This window comes from Streptomyces sp. GSL17-111 (genome assembly GCF_037911585.1).
GTDB lineage: Bacteria > Actinomycetota > Actinomycetes > Streptomycetales > Streptomycetaceae > Streptomyces.
Map to the genome: position 1 here is coordinate 1,161,934 of NZ_JBAJNS010000001.1, position 18,382 is coordinate 1,180,315.

The window sequence follows — 18,382 nt, forward strand, 5'->3', positions numbered from 1 at the left end:
AGGAGAGAGACCGTGGAGTTCGACTGGTCCGAGCGGCAACGTGCCCGCTACCACGAGACGTTGACGGCCGTACGGGACGCCTTCCCGGAGGACGGGGCGGCGGCCGAGGCCGAGCAGGCCGAGGCGGCCTCGGCGTACTACGACCGCAAGGACTGGCTGCTGCTCGGGCAGCTGGGCCTTCTCGGACTGTCCGTGCCGACCCGGTACGGCGGCGGCGGGCTCGGCGCCCTGGACACCGCGCTCCAGGTGGAGGCGCTTGGGCGCGGCTGTCCCCGGACGGGGCTGGTCTTCGGCGTGAGCGCGCACCTGTTCGCCTGCGCCATGCCCGTCGTCGACTTCGGCTCCGAGGAGCTCAAGGAGCGCGTGCTGCCCGGCATCTGCCGGGGTGAACTCATCGCGGGCAACGCGATGACCGAGGACGGCGCCGGGTCGGACGTCTCCCGGCTCGCCGTCACCGCCCGGCCGGTCGAGGGCGGCTGGGTGCTGAACGGCGCGAAGAGCTTCGTCAGCAACGGACCGGCGGCCGACCTCTACGTCACCTACGCCACGACCGACCCCCGGGCGGGTCATCTGGGGGTGACCGGGTTCGTCGTGGACCGCACGGCCGCCGGGGTGAGCGCGAGCGGACCGATGGCCAAGATGGGGCTCTCCCAGTGCCCGGCCGGGACCGTGGAGTTCACCGACTGCTTCGTGCCGGACTCCGCGGTGCTCGGGGAGCCGGGCCAGGGCGGGTTCGTCTTCCAGCACTCCATGGGCTGGGAGCGCGCGTGCCTGTTCGCGGGCTACGTGGGCCTGGCCGACCGGCTGGTGGAACGGTGCGTCGAGCACGTCCGCGCCCGGCGGCAGTTCGGCAGGCGCCTGGCGGAGTTCCAGGCCGTCTCGCACCGGATCGCCGACATGAAGCTGCGCCTGGAGTCGGCCCGGCTGCTGCTGTACCGCGCCTGTTGGGAGATGGAGCAGGGCCGCCCGGCGACCCTCTCCGTCGCCCTGTCGAAGCTCGCCGTCTCCGAGGGCGTGGTCCAGGCCGCCCTGGACGCCGTGCGCACCTTCGGGGGGCGCGGCTACCTGACGGCCGGGGGGATCGAGGCGGCCCTGCGCGACGCGGTGCCCTCGGTGATCTTCTCCGGCACCTCCGACATCCAGCGGGAACTCATCGCAAGGGAACTGGGCCTATGACACTGCACGCTCTCCTGACGGCCTCGGCCCGGCGGACCCCGGGGGCCGTGGCCGTGCACGGCCCCGAGGGGCCGGTGCGCTACGGCGAACTGGACGCGCTGGCCGACCGCTTCGCCGCCGCCCTGACGGCCCGGGGCGTCCGTCCCGGCGACCGTGTCGTCCTGTGGAGCCACAAGGGCGTCCGGACGATCGCCCTCATGCAGGCCGCGCTGCGCACGGGGGCCGTCTACGTCCCGGTGACCGGCTCCAACCCGCCCGCACGCCTGGCGCGCATCACCGCCGGCGCGCGGCCCGCGCTGGTCGTCGCGGACGAGGAGCTGGCCCGGCGTCCCCGTCCCGACGGGGACGACACCCCGCTGGTGACCTTCTCCGACCTGCTCGCCGACGCCCCGGAGGGCGCCCGCGTCACGCCGTACGACGCCGGCCCGGACGAGCCGGCGTACATCCTCTACACCTCCGGATCGACCGGGGAACCGAAGGGTGTGTGCATCAGCCACCGCAACGCCCTGGCCTTCGTGGAGTGGGCCGTGGCGGAGCTGGCCCTCGGGCCCGACGACCGGCTCTCCCAGCACGCGCCGTTCAACTTCGACCTCTCCGTCTTCGATCTGTACGGCGCCTTCGCGGCCGGCGCCTCGGTCCACCTGGTGCCGCAGGAGATGGCCTACGCGCCCGCCCAGCTCGTCCGGTTCCTGCACGAGCGGGAGATCACCGTCTGGTACTCCGTGCCCTCGGCCCTGAGCCTGATGATCCGCGAGGGCGGACTGCTGGAGGGGGAGCCGCCCACCGCGCTGCGGGTGTGTCTCTTCGCCGGTGAGCCGTTCGCCCCGCACCACGTGCGGGAGCTGCGGGCGGGCTGGCCGAAGGTGCGCCTGCTCAACTGGTACGGGCCCACCGAGACCAACGTCTGCACCTCCTACGAGGTCACCGACGCCGACCTGGAGCGCACCGGCGCGCTCCCCATCGGCGCCGCCTGCTCCGGTGACGAGGTGCTGCTCGACCCGCCGGACGCCGAGGAGGGCGAGGTCGTCGTGAGCGGCCCGACCGTGATGCTCGGCTACTGGGGCCGCGAGCCGCACCGGGGCCCCTACCGCACCGGCGATCTCGCCCGCCGGGACGCGGACGGACAGCTGGCGTACGTCGGCCGCCGGGACCAGATGGTCAAGATCCGCGGTCACCGGATCGAGCTCGGTGAGATCGAGGCGGCCGTCGGATCGCTGGACACCGTGGCCGACGTGGCGGTGCTGGTGATCGGCGCGGGTCTGGAGGCCGAGCTGCACGCGGTCGTGGTGCCCGCCCCCGGCGAACGCCCGTCCCTGCTCCACGTCAAGCGCTGCTGCGCGGAAAGGTTGCCGACTTACATGATCATCGACAGGCTCCACCTCCAGGAAGACCTCCCGCGAACCGCCAACGGAAAGCTCGACCGTCCGCTGCTGACCACCCAGATCGAGTCCGGGGAGCTGTGATGAACGCCCAGAACCTGATGACCGAAGAGCTGGTCACCCAAGAGCTGGCCTCCGTCGACCTCCAGACGTTCCGCCAGGTCATGGCCTCGTTCGCCAGTGGCATCACCGTCGTCACCACGGTGGACGGCGAGGGCACTCCGCGGGGACTGACCTGCTCGGCGTTCTGCAGTGTCTCCGTCGACCCGCCGCTGCTGCTGTCCAGCATCGCCAGCCGCAGCGGCTCACTCCAGGCGATACTGGAGCGGGGCCGGTTCGCGGTGAACATCCTCAGCTCCCGCGACGAGAAGACCTCGCAGGTGTTCGCGTCCGGGACCCAGGACAAGTTCAGCCGGGTGCGGTGGGAGCCGGGCGCGACGACCGGCATGCCGGTGCTGCTGGGCACCACGGCGCACGCCGAGTGCGAGCTGGACAGCGCCGTGCGGGCCGGTGACCACACGCTGCTGCTCGGCCGGGTCGTGGCGGGGAGTGCGGGCGTCGACACCCTCCCGCTGACCTACTGGCGCAGCGACTACGCGCAGCTGGCCCCCGGCGCCCGTACGACCCACCCGGTCGCGGTGTAGTCGGCGCCGCGCCACGGGCGTCCGGAAGGGCCCGACGGCCCACCGGGCGCCCGCCGTCGTGCCCGGGCCTCCCGGGCCGGGGTGACGGGACGTGCGGGGAGGGCGCCACCCGGCCGGGTGGCGCCCTCCCCGCACGCGGTGGCGCGGCTCAGAAGCCGATGCCGTAGGGGGCCAGCGCGTACCGGCGCGCCAGGTACGCGCCCAGCTCGGCCAGGCCGGCGCGGTGGCGCAGCATCTCCTGACCGAGTTCCTGGCCGAGCCACGCCTCCAACTCGCCCGCCAGCAGGACGGCGTCCACCGAGTCGATGTCGAGCTCGTCGAGGTGGCGGTCGGTGGGCACCTGCTCGGCGGGGACGTCGAGCAGGAGGGCGACGCGGGCGACGAGCCACTCCAGCACGGCCTCCTCGGTGACCGGCTGCCGCGCGGCCTCCTGCGCCGACGGGATCTGCTGCACGTCCATGGGGTGTCCTCTCGTTGCGGGCGGCCCGGTGAGCGGGCGTCAGGCGGCCAGCGGCTCCCAGCAGATGCCCGCTGTCGTCTCGGTGCTGAGCCGGCGGCCGGAGCCGGTCAGCCGGCAGTCGAGGCGGCCGCGCAGGGGGTCGTCCTCGCCGGGCTGGCCGAGAACGGTGTAGGTCAGGTCCACCGCCGAACCGGTCGGCGGCAGCGGGACGAGGGAGGTCCACTCGGTGGTGCCGGCCGCGCCGGGCCCCTCGCCCGGCGGGCGGCCGTCCAGAGTGACCTGCTCCCCGGGCCGCTCACCCACCACGACGTCCACGACGATCCGGCCGTGGCCGAGGTAGCCGAGCTGGAACGTGACGGCCGTCGCACCGGCGTACGGGACGAGCCCGGCGCGCAGCAACAGGCCTCCGGCCTCGTGGTGGAGCACGGTCGTCGTGCCGTGGGTCAGCTGGACGGACATGGCCCTCCCCTTCCGTGCGCGGTCGGTGCGGTTCAGCGGCTCGTGGCGGAGGTGACGGAGGTGACGTTGTCGCGGGTGAGCAGCCGGCGGAAGTCCGCGGGCGCCTTCGTCTTGACCCACAGCAGCATGCGCAGCCGCTTGGGGAACGTGAAGTGGTAGACGCGGGCCCCGGGGTCGCCGAAGGCGTACAGCGGCGGCACGAAGGGGGCCCGGCGCAGGTCCGCGAAGATCGCCGAGGCGGCGGTGGCGGCGTCCCGGCGGCCGTCGCGCACCTGGGCGATCGTCTCCAGGCTGCGGCCGACCAGTTCGCGCAGGCCCTCGGGGGCGTGGAACCAGATACCGCCCAGCTCGAAGCGTTCGACCGGCGCCCAGCTCCCGGACTGCTCGCAGTCGAGGCGGGCGCGCTTGAGCGACAGGTCGGCGAGGATCTGCCACAGCAGCCACACGCGGGAGAAGGCGTTCCAGAGTCGGAAGTCGCGGCAGGCGGTGCGGGCGGCGGCCAGCAGCCGGTCGTTCCACGCCCCGAGCTCCTCCTGGAAGCGGGCCACCCGGGCGAACGGCTCGGGAGCGAAGTCGTCCCGGCGCACGGCCGTGATCAGCGGGCCGGCCAGCGCGTGGACCAGCTCGGCCGCCGTCGTCACGTCGCGGGAGAGAAACAGGTCGGTGCGCGCGGCGGAGCGCTCGAGCGCGAACCAGCGCTCCCCGTGCGTGCGGGCGGCGGTGCGCTGCGTCGGCACGTGGGCCGTCCACGGCCGCACCGGGGACGCGGTGTCGAACTGGCGCGCGAGGTCGGGGTAACGCTCGACGACGGTGCGGAAGGCCTTCTCCGGGTCGTCGGGCAGTTCGGCGGCGACCTCGGGGGCGACGCTGAGCGTGACGGACGTGAGCGGGTTCTCCCCGGACCGGTGATTGCCGAAGTGCACCAGCTGGAGCCAGCCGCCGTCGAAGAGGTGGTGGACGGTGCCCTCGGACCAGGCGGTGGCCTTCGGGTGCCGGTGCAGCGGGACGACGTCCTCGAAGGGCGTCACGCCCCGCAGGTGCGCCGCGTAGCTCACCGAGCGGTGGGTGAGCCGGGGCACGGCGTCGTCGCCGCCGGCCCGGCGCACCAGCGGCGAGGCGTCCCCGGAGCAGTCCACGAGGTAGCGGGCACGGTACGTCCGGCCGTCGGAGGCGCGGACCTCTCCCCCGTCGGGTCCGGCCTCGGCGTCGGTGACGGTGACGCCGCGCGGGACGAGGGCAGCGCCGTGCCGGGCGGCGATCCGCAGCGCGTAGGCGTCCACCTCCGGGCGGTACAGGTGCCACTCGGCGTGCTCGCCGGGCACGTTGAACTGGACGCTCTCCGCCGGGTCGTGGCGGCGCCCGGCGTGGTGGTGGAGGAAGCCCAGGCTCTTCTTGACCCCGCTGGTCCGCCGCACCTCCGCCGGCAGGTCGGGGAAGAGACCGAACGCGGCGATCTCGGGGACGTCGAAGCGCTTGGCGAGCAGCAGGAACACCTCGGCCGTGTAGGGCACGGTGGTCTCACCGGAGGGGGCGGAGCGGTCGTCCGCCGCGCCGACGAGCAGCACGCGCACGCCCTGCCGGGCCAGCACGGCTCCCAGCAGGCCGGCGGCGAGCGTCCCGCCGAGCACGGCGACGTCGTACCGTTCGGCGGGATCGGCGGCCCGGACGGCGTCGGTCGGGGGTGCAGGGGTCATCGCCTGTGTCCTTCCGGCATGCGGGTGCGGCGGTCACGGGCCCGGCCGCCGCCCCGCCGCGGGCGCCGCGTGAGCCGCGGGGCGGGCCCGTGGAAACGCTAGGCGGCGCGGCTCGGGGCGGCCTTGACGGTGGCTGGAACACGCCCCTGCCCCGGTCGGCGGTGACCGGGGCAGGGGCTGCGGGTGACGCGGCGGGTCAGGCGCCGCCGGGCGTGATCTGCGCGGGCTTGACCTTCGGCAGGGCGAGGACCAGCAGGAAGCAGAGGGTGAAGACCCCCAACTGCCAGCCCAGGGCGCCCTGGAAGCTCTGGCTGAAGTTCTCCTTGCGGGCCTCGGGCGCGGCCTCCACGAGGACCGCGGTGCGCACCTGTTCCGTGACCTCGGGCGGCAGCGGCAGCTGTTCGGCCTGCCGCTCGATCCGCTCGCAGCTCGCCGGGACGGCCGTGAGGTCCTTCTGGTTGGTGCGGTCCTCGAAGCAGGTCTGGAAACCGGCGACGACCTGTTCCGAGCGGTCCGGTGGCAGTCCGGCCGCGACGAGGTCCTGCCGCAGCTGCGGCTCCACCTTGGCCAGGGATTCCCCGGCGTTGCCGGCGATGAGGTTGGCGAAGAGGATGCCGATGACCGCGATGCCGATGGCGATGCCGACCTGCTGCGTCGTGGCGATGACGCCGGAGGCGGAGCCCGCGTCACCGGACCTGATGCCCTCCAGGATGATGCCGGTGATCGGCGCGACGACCAGACCGGTGCCGGCGCCGCCGACCATGAGCGCCGGGACGAGGTACCAGCCGCGCAGGTCGGTACCCGCCCAGTTGAGCGTCAGGATGACGCCGCCCATGCCGGTCACGAGGAGCGCGGTGCCGAGGGCCAGCGTCCAGGTGCCGAGCTTGCGCACGACGACGTTCGAGCGCGCCGAGCCGACGGCGATGAGCAGGGCGAAGGCGAGCGTCACCGCACCGGCGGAGACGGCGCTGTAGGCGAAGCCGATCTGCAGGGTGATGAACAGCGTCATGAAGAAGGACGGGATGCCGGTGAAGAAGACCAGGCTGATCAGCAGGCCGACGGTGAAGGACCGCTCCTTGAAGAGCGTGACGGGCACCAGCGGCGACGCGTCGGGGTCCGCCGTCCTGCGCTTCTCCACGAACGCGAACCAGGCCAGGACGAACGGGCTGGCCGCCAGCATCGCCAGGCTCCAGCCCGGCCAGTCGTGCTCACGGCCCACGACCAGGGGCAGGATGAGCAGGAAGAGCCCCGCGGTGACGATCAGCGCACCGGTGACGTCCAGCCGCGTCCGGGTCTCGGCGGAGGACTCCCGCAGCCGCGCGGCGCCCAGCCCGAGGGCGAGCAGGCCGATGGGCACGTTGACGTAGAAGATGGACCGCCAGTCGCTCCCGGCGATGTCCAGCTCGATGAGCCAGCCGCCCAGGACGGGTCCGAGGACGGTGGCCAGGCCGATGGAGGCGCCGTAGAAGGCCAGCGCCTTGGGCTTCTCCTTGCCGAAGAAGGTGACCTGGATGATCGACAGGACCTGGGGGAACATCAGCCCGGAGAAGAGCCCCTGGAGGACCCGGGAGAGGACCAGGAAGTCGGCGCTGGTGGCCGCCCCGCACATCACGGAGGCGCAGGTGAAGCCCAGCATGCCGATGAGGAACATCCGCTTGCGGCCGTAGATGTCGCCCAGCCGGCCGCCGGTGATCAGCATGCAGGCGAAGGCCAGGGCGTACACGGCGACGACGAGCTGGACGTCGGCGAACGAGGCCCCGAGGTCCGCCTGGATCGAGGGGATCGCCACGATCGTGATGGTGGTGTCCAGCAGCTGCATGAACACCGCCGACAGCACGATCACGAGGATCAGCCAGCGGCCGGGGACCGGCGGTGCCTGGCCCTGCGCGTCGTCGGCCGCCGGCGCGGTGTCGGGGGTCGGGGGCCGCACGGGCCCGGGCCCGGTGGAGACACTCATCTTCCATTCCTTTCGCGTTGCCGGGGCGGCGCCGCGCTCCCGGGTCGGGAACGCGGCGCCCTCCGCCTGCTCGGGCCGGGTCACGCCGGACGGCCCCGCCGGGCCCGGTGGCCCGGCCGGTGGCGCGCCCGAAGGGACGCGCCGGAGACGTTGTGCCGAGACGTTGTTCCGGGACGGGGTGTCTAGAAGATGCGGCGGCCCTTCGCCTTCGCCTTCAGTGCCTCGATGCCGGTACCGAACATCAGTCGCCGCACCGCCGGGTCGCCCTCCTTGCGCGCCCAGCCGATGGTCTTCCGCAGGACCTTCGGTGTGGGGTGCAGGAAGCGCTGGTCGCGTTCGGCGAACCCGAAGTGCTTGGGCACGTACGGTGCCCGGGCGATGTGGTCGTAAATGGTGTCGGCTGCCTCTCGAGCCGTGCTCTTGCCCGACTCGAAGGCGTCGCACTGCTCGACCATCTCGTCGTAGAGGCTCTTGTAGCCCTCGTGGTTGGGCCAGTACAGGCCCAGGTGGGGGACGTCCTCGGCGTGCTTGAAGTGCTCGTCGCGGCCGTCCTTGAGGTACTTGGTGAGCGCCGACTGGAGGTGGAAGGTGCCGGCGTTGGCACCCCAGGCCCAGACCCGGAAGACGGCGGTCCACAGGTCGTAGTCGTCCCACGAGATGTACGCGGCGTTGACGAGGCTGTCGTTGTAGTCGAACAGCCCCTGCTGGAGGCGGTCGACGTAGTCGAAACGCTCCTGGGAGAAGTCGTCGTCCTTGACGGCCTCCAGCAGGCGCCAGGACAGCGTGTTGATGGCCTCGGCGGTGTTGGACAGGCCGCGGGAGAAGAGGGGGTCGATGAACCCGGCCGCGTGCGAGAGGAGGAACCACCGGTCGCCCGAGCAGCGCGTGGAGGAGTACTGCAGCCGTCCGGTGGAGACCCACTCGCGCATCGGCTTGGCGCCCTCGAACTGCCGGGCGACGTCCGGGAAGCGCTGCGCGTAGTGGTGGAACTCCTCCTCCGGCGTCATGGTCTCGGACCTGGGGTACGAGCGCGGGTCGAGCGTGAGCCCGACGCTGCACAGCGGGTTCCTCGACCACGGGTGGTTGTCGAAGCCGATGACCCAGAACCAGCCGCGCTGGAACATGTGGTGGACGGTGCCCTCGTACCAGGGCACCGGCGGGGTGTTCTCCGGGGAGTGGTGGAACAGCGTGTCGGTGGGCGGGACGTCGATCATGTGGTTCCAGATCGACCGCGAGTGGTGCTTGAAGCGGCAGGTCTCCTCGCGCAGCCGGAACTTCTCCGCCAGGGGCGAGCGGTAGCCGCTGGCGTCGACGACGTAGCGGGCCCGGTACTGCTCCCCGGCCGCGGAGCTGAGGGTGACGCCGCTGTCGTCGAAGTCGACGTCTTCCACGCGGAAGTTGACGCGCGGCACACAGCCGTACTTGACGGCCGTGTGGTACATGTACGCGTCGATGTCCTGGCGGTAGAGGTGGCTGGCCTCGTGCAGCAGGCCAGGGGTGTCGAACTGGTTCACCTCGCGCGGGTCCTGGGGCCGGCCCTCGTGGTGGAGGAGGAAGCCGAAGTGCTTCTTCACGCCGAACTTGGGGCCGAGGACCTTGGTGCTGTTGGTGAAGGTGGCCAGCGTCTTGATCTCGGGCACGTCGTAGCGCTCGGAGATCGTGCGCAGGGCGACGAGGGTGTAGGGGATGGTGGACTCGCCGATGGCGAACTTCGGGTGCGAGGCCGCATCGATGAGCAGCACCTTGGCGCCGTTGCGGGCGAGGATCGCCCCCAGCATGGAGCCGGCGATACCGGAGCCGAGGATGGCGACGTCGAAGGGCTTCTTGGGGTCGGGGTTCGGCTGCTCGTGCACGGTGGTCTCCTTGGAGCCGTCCGGTCGGTCGGTGGTGGCGGGTGCCGTGTCCGCGCGGGGCGCGGGAGTGGTCCGGTGGGGGCGCCGGGTCACTTGGGCAGGGGCACCCGCAGCGGCTTACCGATGACCGGCCAGCGCGCGACGATGTGCTTGAGCTCCTCGGCGAGGTCGAACTCCTCGCGGTCGAACCGCTTGCGGATGAAGAGCGTGAGTCCTTCGTGGACGAGTTCGCCGATCTCCACCGGCGCGTTCCGCTTCGCCCACTTGAGGGTGTCGATGATCTTCATCGTGGAGGCGTCGGTCCAGTGGTTGTCCGGGTCGGCGAGACCGAAGGCGGGCGGGACGAAGTCGGCCGCGCGCAGCATCTCCATCATCTCGTGGGCGGCGGCACGCGCGGGGAGGTCACCGGCGTGCACGGACTGCGTCAGCTCGCTGACCCGCTTGAGCAGCTCGCGGGCGGGCGCGTAGTCGGGGATGGCGCCGTCGGGTGCCTGCCGTTCCAGCCGGGCGAGGACCGCGGGGTCGTGGCTGTCCAGGAAGCGGGCGTAGGCGCGGTTGATCTCGAAGGTGGCGAGGATCTGCCCCAGGGACCAGATCCGGAACCAGGCGTTCCACAGGTGCCAGTCACTGAACGAGGTGTACGCGTTGGCGACGAGGTCGTCGTTGAAGTCCAGCAGGCCCTGCTCCAGCTCCTGGACGTACTCGAAGCGCTCGGGGGAGAAGTCGTCGTCCTTGATGGCGTCCAGCAGCCGCCAGCCGAGGGCGTGGATGATCTCCATCGTGTTGGACAGGCCCCGGGAGAACAGCGCGTCCACGAACCCGGCGGCGTGCGAGGTGAGGCACCAGCGGTAGCCGACGGTCTGCTTGGACGAGTACTGGAGTCGGCCGGTGCTCACCCAGTCGCGCACGGCGCGGGCGTCCTTGAACTGCGGCTCGATGTCAGGGTACTTGGCGATGAAGCGGCGGAACTCCTCCTCGGGGGAGCAGTCCGGCTTGGGGTGCTTGCGCGGGTCGAGGTTGAGCCCGACGCTGCACAGCGGGTTGGTGGCCCGGGGGTGGTTGTCGAAGGGGATGACCCACATCCAGCCACCGTCGAAGAGGTGGTGCAGCGTGCCCTCACTCCACGGGCTGGGGTTGTTGTGGACGCCCTTGGGCACCGTGCCCTCGTAGGGCTTCACGCCGACCATGTGGGTGAACAGCGACCGCGAGTGGTGCCGCAGCCGGCTCGGGTCCTCCCGCAGGTCGAACTTCCGGGCGATCGGCGAGCGGTGCCCGCTGGCGTCCACGACGAACCTCACCCGCACCGGGTCGCCGTTCTCCGCGAGGACGGTGACGCCCTCCTCGTCGATCTCGACGTCGTCGACCTTGGTCTGCTGTCGGACGTGGGCGCCGTACTTGACGGCCACGCCCAGCATCCAGGCGTCGGTGTCCTGCCGGAAGAAGTGGTTCTCGGTGTGGGTGATCTTGGGGATGGGGAACTCGCTGGTCTCCAGCGGGTTCTGCTTGGCGTTCTCCCGGTGGTAGAGGAAGCCAAAGTTCCGCTTGACCCCGCAGTTGGTGGAGATCTTGGCCTGGGTGGCTTCGAAAGTGGTCAGCCACTTGATCTCCGGCACCCCGTACCGCTCGCTGACCAGCCGCATCATCATCGAGGTGTAGGGGATCGTGGACTCGCCGATCGCGAAGCGCGGGTGCGACCCGGCGTCCAGGATCAGCACCTTCGCACCGTTCTTGGCCAGGCAGGCGGCCAGGGTGGACCCGGCCAGGCCCGAGCCGAGAATGGCCACGTCGTACTGCGGTCGGTCTCCGGAGCTCGCCGGTCGGGGTTCGGTGGTCTTGCGTCGACTGGGGGCCATGGGCGGGTCTCCTCGATGTCCTCGGTGCGTCGGTGCGGCCGTGCCGGGTGCCGGTGACACGGATGGTGCTCGCTCCCGCTGGAGGCGGGCTCAGGGCGTGGTGGGAGACGGCAGGTAGCCGCTGTCGACCATCCACGCGAAGTAGGTGCGCAGCAGCGCGGCGTCCAGGGCGGGGCAGTGGGGGCCGGTCTCGCGCAGGGCGCGCTCGACGTTGTCCGTGCGGTAGTCGATGGCCTCCTCGCCGCCGACGACGAACTCCTCGACGACGCCCATCACCGGGTGCAGTTCGTTCTCCCGGACGGCGTAGGAGTCCTGGAGGGCCTTCCACCAGTCCTCGACCGGGACGGTGTCGAACGTCCAGCCGAAGCCGGCCATCGCCTCCAGCAGGCCGGTGAAGGGGAGTTTGGCCCGGTTCACCAGGTGGTAGGTGCGGCCGAAGTCGTGCGGCTCGCGGGAGATCCGCACCAGGGCGCCGGCGACGTAGTCCACCGGCGTCATCTCCACCTCCAGGTCCAGGGCGGGTGCCCGGCCCAGCTGGAGGCAGCCCTTGATGACGCGGGTGGTGAAGTGGGTGGTCAGGCAGGCGCCGGTGCGCGAGTCCCCCAGCACCCGGCCCGGCCGGTGGACGTCGACGGGGATGCCGCGCTCCCTGGCCAGCTCCATCATCCGCTCGGCCGCCCACTTGGTCTGCACGTAGCCCGTGACGAGCTTGCCCGCGCCGAGGATGTCGTCGTCCTCGCCGATCACCGTCCGTCCGTCGGCGGGCAGGCCCCAGATCCCGTACGTCGACACGTGGGTGACAGGTGAGAGCGGGCCGTGGCAGGCCAGCCGCAGGATCTCCGCGCAGCCGGTCAGGTTCGCGGCCCGCAACTGCTCGTAGGTGTAGGAGAAGTTGACCCAGGCCCCGTTGTGGTAGATCGCGTCGAGCTGTTCGCCGAGCGCCTCGAAGCGCTCCCGGTCCAGGCCGAGCAGCGGTTTGCCGAGGTCGCCGGGGACGACGGCGATGCGGACGTCGGCGTCCCGGCGCCAGGGGAGGTACTGCTCGACGTTGCGTCGGATGCGGGCCAGCCCCTCGGCCTCGTCGGCGCAGCGCACCAGGCAGTGCACGGTCGCCCGGGTGGTGGCCAGCAGTTCGTCCAGCAGGTAGGCGCCGACGAATCCGGTGGCGCCGGTGAGCAGGACCTGGTCGGGGTCGGTGTAGCCCTGGCGCAGCGGGCCTGCGGGGCGGATGTCCGGGTCGAGGGTCACGTCCTCGGCGATCCGGCCGGGGTCGCTCATGCCGGACGCGTCCGGGCCCGCCCCGGCGTCGCCCGAGGTGCCGAGCTCACCGGCGAGCAGCTCGGCCCAGTCCTCCAGGGTGGAGCGCTCGAAGAGCTGGTTCGGCCGCAGGCTGACCCGCAGTTCCTGCTTGCAGCGCTTGACGACGTCCATGACCATCAGCGAGTCCAGCCCGTGGGCCATGACGTCGGCGGCGGGGTCGACGCGGTCGGGGTCGACGCCGACGATCTCGCCGAGCACCTCGCGCAGCAGCCCGACGAGCCGCGCCCGCAGTTCCTGCGGACCGGCCGCGGCGAGTTCGGCCAGCAGCGGGGACTCCTCGCCGTCGAACGCCTCGGCGGTCTCCAGCTCCCGCAGCATCGGGCGTTCGACGCGGGCCTCCATGACCGGCTTGTACACCGACCAGTCGGCCGCGCACACCACGGCCTGCGGGGCGTCCCCGGCCAGCAGCATGCCCAGCAGCCGCAGACACTGCGGTGACGACAGCGTCCGCAGGCCCGTGGAGGTGAGGAACTCCAGGACGTCCTCGCCGAAGAGCGCGGACGGCAGCTCCCACGGGCCCCAGCTCACCGTCAGCGCTGCGGCCCCCCGGGCCCGGCGGTACTCCGCGAGGCCGTCCAGGAAGGCGTTGGCGGCCGAGTAGCTCGTCAGGTGCTGCGAGCCCCAGGTGGCGGCGATGGAGGAGAAGCCCAGGAAGAAGTCCAGCTCCAGGTGTTCGGTGAAGTGGTGCAGGAGCCAGCCGCCGACGACCTTCGGCCGCCAGACGGCGTCGTAGGCCCGTGGGTCGCTCACCGGGACGTCGCGCAGGAACTGCGGTTCGGACACACCGGCGGCGTGGACGACGCCGGCCAGCGGGGTGGCACCGCGCGCGAGCCGGTCCACGACGTCGCGGACCTGGTCCGGGTCGCCGACGTCGGCGGCCACCACCTCCACCTGGACGCCGGTGGCCTCCAGGGAGCGCACGACGGCGACGCGCTCGCGCACCGCGGCGCTCAGCCCCGGCCGGTCCCAGTCCGCGCGGGGCGGCAGCGGGGTGCGCCCGAGCAGCACCAGCCGACCGGCGCCCTGGTCGGCGAGCCAGCGGGCGACCGTCCGGCCGATGCCGCCGAAGGCCCCGGTGATCAGGTAGCCGGCGTCTGGCCGGACGACGGGCGTGCGGCGCAGCTCCTGCGGGGTCGCACCGCCCCGGCGCACGCGGGCCAGGTAGCGCCCGTCGGCGCGGAGCGCCTGCTGGTCCTCGGCGGTCGCGTCCCACAGCGCGGCGACGAGGGCGTCGGCCTCGTCCGACGTCGGCTCGTCCGGCGGGGGCTCGGGAGCGAGGTCGACGGCACCGCCCCAGTGGTCGGGGTGTTCCAGCGCGATGACGCGGCCGAGGCCCCACAGCGTGTGCGCGAAGGGGTTGGTGACGGCGGGCGGGGGCCCCTCCCCGGCGGCCGCCCCGGCACCGGCCGGCACGCTTCCGCGCGTGACGAGGGCGAGCGTCGTGCGGGCGTGGTGGGGGCGCTCGAGCAGCTCCTGCACCAGGGCGACGGCCGTGAGTTCCGTCCGGTCCCGGTAGGCCGTGAGGGCCGCCGGGTCCGCCACGGTGACGTCCGGCGCGTCGACCCCGCTGAGCAGTACGACGCGGCCGGGCGTGCCCGGCGTCAGGTCCTCGCGCCAGCCGTCCAGCAGGGCGCCGAGGGCCGCGCGGTCGGGTCGCACCGCGTCCGCGTCGGCGACGCGGCACGCGGCCCCCCGGGCGCGGAGTGCGGACGCCAGGACGGGAGCGAGGCCGGAGCCGTCCGGGAGGAGCAGCACGGACTCGCCGGAGAGGTCCTGCGGGGGCGGCGGCGGTGCGGCCCGGTCCCAGCACACCGTCAGCAGCAGGTCCTCGGGGCGGCGCCAGGGCGCGGGGCGCGGGGCGGCCGCGGCCGGGTCCATGACGTGCAGTTCCCGGATGCCGCCGATGACCGATCCGTCCTCGGCGAAGAACTCCACCTCCCCGGCGACGGTGCCCGCGTGCTCCGGCGTCCCGGCGCGACGGTGGGCCGTGGCCCGCACGTAGCGGACCGCCTCGGGGGCGCTGCACCAGGCGTCGGTGATCTTGACCCCGTAGCCTGGGGCGTGGCCGGGACGCTCGGGGGCGACGTCCCACGAGAGCGCGGCCACGGAGGCGTCCAGGACCTCGACGAGCGGGTGGTCCCGCTCCTCGCGCTGCTGCGGGCCGAGGGCCACCAGCACGCCGGGGGCGTCGCCCCGGTGGGCGCCGGTCACCGCGCCGACCAGGGCGGCGGACATCGACGCCGTCTCGTAGCGGACCGGTTCGCCGTACCGTTCGGCCTGGAGCCAGGCCATCGGCTCGGGGCTGTGCCGGCGTCCGGCCGGGCGGCGGCGCAGCAGGCCGCGGGCGTGACGGCGCCACGGCGCGGCCGCCGCCTCCTCGGTCGGCGAGATGCTGTGCCAGGCGAAGGCCACGTGGCCGTCCTCGGCGCTGGGCGCGAAGATGACGTGCAGCACCCGGCCGTCGCCGTCCATCGGGACGCGCTCGTGGATCTCCAGGCTCTCCAGGCACGACCAGCGGCCGCCGACGGCGTCGCTCGCGGCGGTCCTGGTGACGCCGGCGAGCACGCCGAGCGGCAGGTAGCGGTCGCCGTCCTCGCCGGTGCGGATGTACTTCTCCCAGCGCGGGTCGTCCAGCGCGATCTCGTAGGTCGGCGCGGCGCCGGGCATGCGCACCCCGACGCCGGGCACCTCGGTGCCCGTCCGGGGCGCCGGCGCGGCGGCCGTGCGCTCGCGGGTGCCCGCCTGCCCGGCGGTCTCGACGCCGGGCTGCGGGAACCAGTAGGGCTGTCCGCGCCACACGGTGGGCGGCAGCGGGACGCGGCGCGGGCTCCGGCCGGCGTGCACCTCCCGCCAGTTCACCGCCGCGCCGCGCTGGTGCAGCACGCCGAGGGCCCGTCGCACGGTGAGCCGGTCCCCCGATCCCTTGCCGGGCCGGGTGAGGGAGGGCACCCAGGCGCACTCCGCGTCCTCCAGCGCGGCCCGGCCGAGGCCGCTGAGGACGGGGGCCGGGCCGACCTCCAGGAAGGTGCGTACCCCGGTGGCGTACAGCGCGCCGATGCCGTCGTGGAACCGCACGGCGCCCGCCGCGTGCCGGACCCAGTAGTCGGCGCCCAGTTCCTCGGCGGTCCACAGGGCGCCGGTGACGTTCGAGTACAGCGGCAGCGCGGGCGGCTGGTAGGTCACGGACTCGGCGACCTCGCGGAAGGCGTCCAGCATCGGGGCCAGCAGCGGGGAGTGGAAGGCGTGGGAGACCTTCAGCGGTTTGCTGCGCACCCCCTGGTCGGCCAGGGACCGGCGGACGGTGGCCAGGTCGTCCTCGGCACCGGAGAGGGTGACGGCGGCCGGGCCGTTGACGGCGGCGACGGAGAGCGTGTCGGGGTACCCGGCGACGGCGGCACGCGCGGTGGCCTCGTCGCAGAACACGGCGGCCATGGCGCCCCCGGCGGGGAGGTCGGCCATCAGCGCGGACCGGGCGGTGACCAGCCGCACGGCGTCCGGCAGCGAGAACACCCCCGCGACGCAGGCGGCGGCGATCTCCCCGACGCTGTGCCCGAGGAGCCCGGCCGGGCGCAGTCCCCACGTCTGCCACATGCGCGCGAGCGCGTACTCGACGGCGAAGAGGGCGGGCTGCGTCCAGCGGGTGTCGTCGATGACGTCCGCCCCGCCGTCCTCGCCGGTCCCGCTCCCGGCGTCCGGCCAGACCACCGTGCGCAGGGAGCGCCCGTCGCCGACGCCCTGCGCGTCGAACAGCGCGACGCAGGCGTCGAAGGGCTCCCGGAAGGCCGGCTCGTCGGCCAGCTCCCGTGCCATGCCCGCGTACTGGGCGCCCTGCCCGGTGAACAGCCAGCCCGCCTTGCGGTACTTGTGCACCGGCAGCGTGGTGGCGGTCACGCGGTGGTCCCGCTCGCCGCGCCCGTGGGCGTCCAGGGCGTCGGCGAGCGCGTCGAGGCCCTCGGCGGCGACGGTGATGCCGCGGGCCTGCCGGGAGCGGGCCACCTGCGTCGTCCAGCAGACGTCCGCCGCGCGCAGGCCGGGCGTGCGCCGCAGGTGGCGGGACCACTCCCCGGCCGCCTCGGTCAGCGCCTCGGCGCTGTGCGCGGACAGCACCAGCACCTCGGGGCTCTCACGGTGTTCGGGGTCGGGATCGTCGGCGGGTGTGGGGCGGGGGTCGGGCGGGGAGCTGATGACGGCGTGCGCGTTGGTGCCGCTGGCGCCGAAACTGCTCACCGCGCCGATGCGCGGACGCCCGGCTCCGTCGGCGACCGGCCACGCCCGCCCGTCCGCCGTCACCTCGATGTGCAGCCGGTCCCAGCCGGCCTCCGGGTTGGGCTCGGTGAAGTGCAGGTGCGGCGGCAACTCGGCGTGCTGCACCGCGAGGACGAGCTTCAGCAGCCCGGCCGCGCCCGCCGCCGACTCCAGGTGGCCGATGTTGGTCTTCACCGAGCCGACGAGGAGCGGCGCGCCCGGCGGCCGGTGTCGGCCGATGACGGCCTGCAGCGCGCGCAGTTCGATGGGGTCGCCGAGGGCCGTCCCGGTCCCGTGCGCCTCGACGTAGTCGACGTCCCCGGGCGCGAGGCCCGCCTGCCGCAGCGCCGCCTGGATGACCTGCTGCTGGGCGGCCGGGTTGGGCACGGTCAGGCCGCTGCTGCGTCCGTCGTGGTTGACGGCGGAGCCCCGGATGACGGCGGCTACGGGGTCGCCGTCGCGCACGGCGTCGGAGTAGCGCTTCAGCACCACCATGACCGCGCCCTCACCGCGCGCGTAGCCGTTGGCGCTCGCGTCGAAGGTGGCGCAGCGGCCGTCCGGCGACAGCCCGCGGAACTTGCTCATCATCACGAAGCCGTACGGCGAGAGCATCAGGTTGACGCCGCCGGCGAGCGCCAGGTCGCACTCGCCCAGCCGGAGGGCCTGGCTCGCCTCGTGCACGGCGACGAGGGAGGAGGAGCACGTGGTGTCGATGACCTTGCACGGCCCCTGGAGTCCGAGGGTGTAGGAGATGCGGCCGGCGGCGAAGCTCGGCTCGCCGACGAGCTGGTAGGCGTCGACGTCGTTGATGTCGCCCTCGGACTGCCGCATGCGCGCGTAGTCCGTCGTGCTGATGCCCGCGTAGACGCCGGTGGCCGAGCCGCCGAGGGAGTCGGGGGCGTAGCCGGCGCGCTCCAGCGCCTGCCAGGCGACCTCCAGCAGCATGCGCTGCTGCGGGTCCATGCCCCGGGCCTCGCGGGGCGTGATGCCGAACGCCTCGGGCTCGAAGCGGTCCACCGGTCCGTCGAGGAAGCCGCCCCGGATGACGTAGGCGTGCCCCGGAGTGTCCGGGTCGGGGTCGTACAGCGCCTGCGCGTCGCCCCGCTCCGCCGGGAACTCGCGGGTGGCGTCCGTCCCGGCCCGGAGCAGTTGCCAGAACCGTTCGGGGGTGTCGGCGCCGCCGGGCAGCCGGCAGCCGAGGCCGATCACCGCGATCGGCTCGTCGGTCGGGGGCCGCTCGCTCTCCCTGAGCCGGCCCTGGAGCCGCTCGATGGTGCGCAGGGCGTCGACAAGACGGGCCCGGTAGTCCTCCTGGGTGGGGTTGCCGGCCTGCGTCGTCATC

Annotated in this window: 10 protein-coding genes; 3 read left to right on the forward strand and 7 right to left on the reverse strand. The window is 73.3% G+C overall.

The features are described 5' to 3' along the window. The first annotated feature begins 12 nt into the window (after positions 1 to 12). Genes V6D49_RS04825 through V6D49_RS04835 form a run of 3 tightly spaced genes read left to right on the forward strand, consistent with a single transcriptional unit; the run spans position 13 to position 3,199 of the window. Entirely contained in the window at positions 13 to 1,176 is a 1,164-nt protein-coding gene (locus V6D49_RS04825; protein WP_340557414.1) for an acyl-CoA dehydrogenase family protein, read from the forward strand. Then, entirely contained in the window at positions 1,173 to 2,639 is a 1,467-nt protein-coding gene (locus V6D49_RS04830) for an amino acid adenylation domain-containing protein (protein WP_340557415.1), read from the forward strand. The genes V6D49_RS04825 and V6D49_RS04830 overlap by 4 nt, the downstream gene beginning before the upstream one ends. Further along, a complete protein-coding gene (locus tag V6D49_RS04835) occupies positions 2,639 to 3,199 on the forward strand; it encodes a flavin reductase family protein (protein WP_340557416.1) in 561 nt (186 codons plus the stop codon). Before V6D49_RS04830 ends, V6D49_RS04835 begins: the two co-directional genes overlap by 1 nt. Positions 3,200 to 3,347: 148 nt before the next feature. Here the strand turns inward: V6D49_RS04835 and V6D49_RS04840 are convergent, their stop codons facing one another. The 7 genes from V6D49_RS04840 to V6D49_RS04870 form a co-directional block, all read right to left on the reverse strand. Beyond that, positions 3,348 to 3,659, reverse strand: coding sequence for an acyl carrier protein (locus V6D49_RS04840; protein WP_340557418.1), 312 nt, complete (start codon positions 3,657 to 3,659; stop codon positions 3,348 to 3,350). 39 nt (positions 3,660 to 3,698) lie between these two features. Then, positions 3,699 to 4,118 (reverse strand): hypothetical protein, encoded by a 420-nt coding sequence (locus tag V6D49_RS04845; protein WP_340557420.1) that lies wholly within the window; start codon positions 4,116 to 4,118, stop codon positions 3,699 to 3,701. A gap of 32 nt (positions 4,119 to 4,150) precedes the next feature. Further along, positions 4,151 to 5,812, reverse strand: coding sequence for an NAD(P)/FAD-dependent oxidoreductase (locus V6D49_RS04850; RefSeq protein ID WP_340557422.1), 1,662 nt, complete (start codon positions 5,810 to 5,812; stop codon positions 4,151 to 4,153). Positions 5,813 to 6,008: 196 nt separating this feature from the next. Further along, entirely contained in the window at positions 6,009 to 7,769 is a 1,761-nt protein-coding gene (locus tag V6D49_RS04855; protein WP_340557424.1) for an MFS transporter, read from the reverse strand. Between the two features lie 182 nt (positions 7,770 to 7,951). Continuing rightward, positions 7,952 to 9,622: an NAD(P)/FAD-dependent oxidoreductase gene (locus V6D49_RS04860; RefSeq protein WP_340557426.1), complete on the reverse strand. Its 1,671-nt coding sequence runs from the start codon at positions 9,620 to 9,622 to the stop codon at positions 7,952 to 7,954. An 89-nt stretch (positions 9,623 to 9,711) separates the two neighbouring features. Then, the gene (locus tag V6D49_RS04865) at positions 9,712 to 11,475 is read right to left on the reverse strand and encodes an NAD(P)/FAD-dependent oxidoreductase (RefSeq protein WP_340557428.1); all 1,764 of its coding nucleotides are present in this window, start codon (positions 11,473 to 11,475) and stop codon (positions 9,712 to 9,714) included. 90 nt (positions 11,476 to 11,565) lie between these two features. Continuing rightward, positions 11,566 to 18,381 (reverse strand): thioester reductase domain-containing protein, encoded by a 6,816-nt coding sequence (locus V6D49_RS04870; RefSeq protein WP_340557430.1) that lies wholly within the window; start codon positions 18,379 to 18,381, stop codon positions 11,566 to 11,568. Position 18,382 lies beyond the last annotated feature (1 nt).

Coding starts and splice junctions, on each gene's coding strand:
- V6D49_RS04850 (WP_340557422.1), bottom strand. CDS start 5,812: ATGACCCCTGCACCCCCGACCGACGCCGTCCGGGCCGCCGATCCCGCC.
- V6D49_RS04835 (WP_340557416.1), top strand. CDS start 2,639: ATGAACGCCCAGAACCTGATGACCGAAGAGCTGGTCACCCAAGAGCTG.
- V6D49_RS04830 (WP_340557415.1), top strand. CDS start 1,173: ATGACACTGCACGCTCTCCTGACGGCCTCGGCCCGGCGGACCCCGGGG.
- V6D49_RS04840 (WP_340557418.1), bottom strand. CDS start 3,659: ATGGACGTGCAGCAGATCCCGTCGGCGCAGGAGGCCGCGCGGCAGCCG.
- V6D49_RS04855 (WP_340557424.1), bottom strand. CDS start 7,769: ATGAGTGTCTCCACCGGGCCCGGGCCCGTGCGGCCCCCGACCCCCGAC.
- V6D49_RS04865 (WP_340557428.1), bottom strand. CDS start 11,475: ATGGCCCCCAGTCGACGCAAGACCACCGAACCCCGACCGGCGAGCTCC.
- V6D49_RS04845 (WP_340557420.1), bottom strand. CDS start 4,118: ATGTCCGTCCAGCTGACCCACGGCACGACGACCGTGCTCCACCACGAG.
- V6D49_RS04870 (WP_340557430.1), bottom strand. CDS start 18,381: ATGACGACGCAGGCCGGCAACCCCACCCAGGAGGACTACCGGGCCCGT.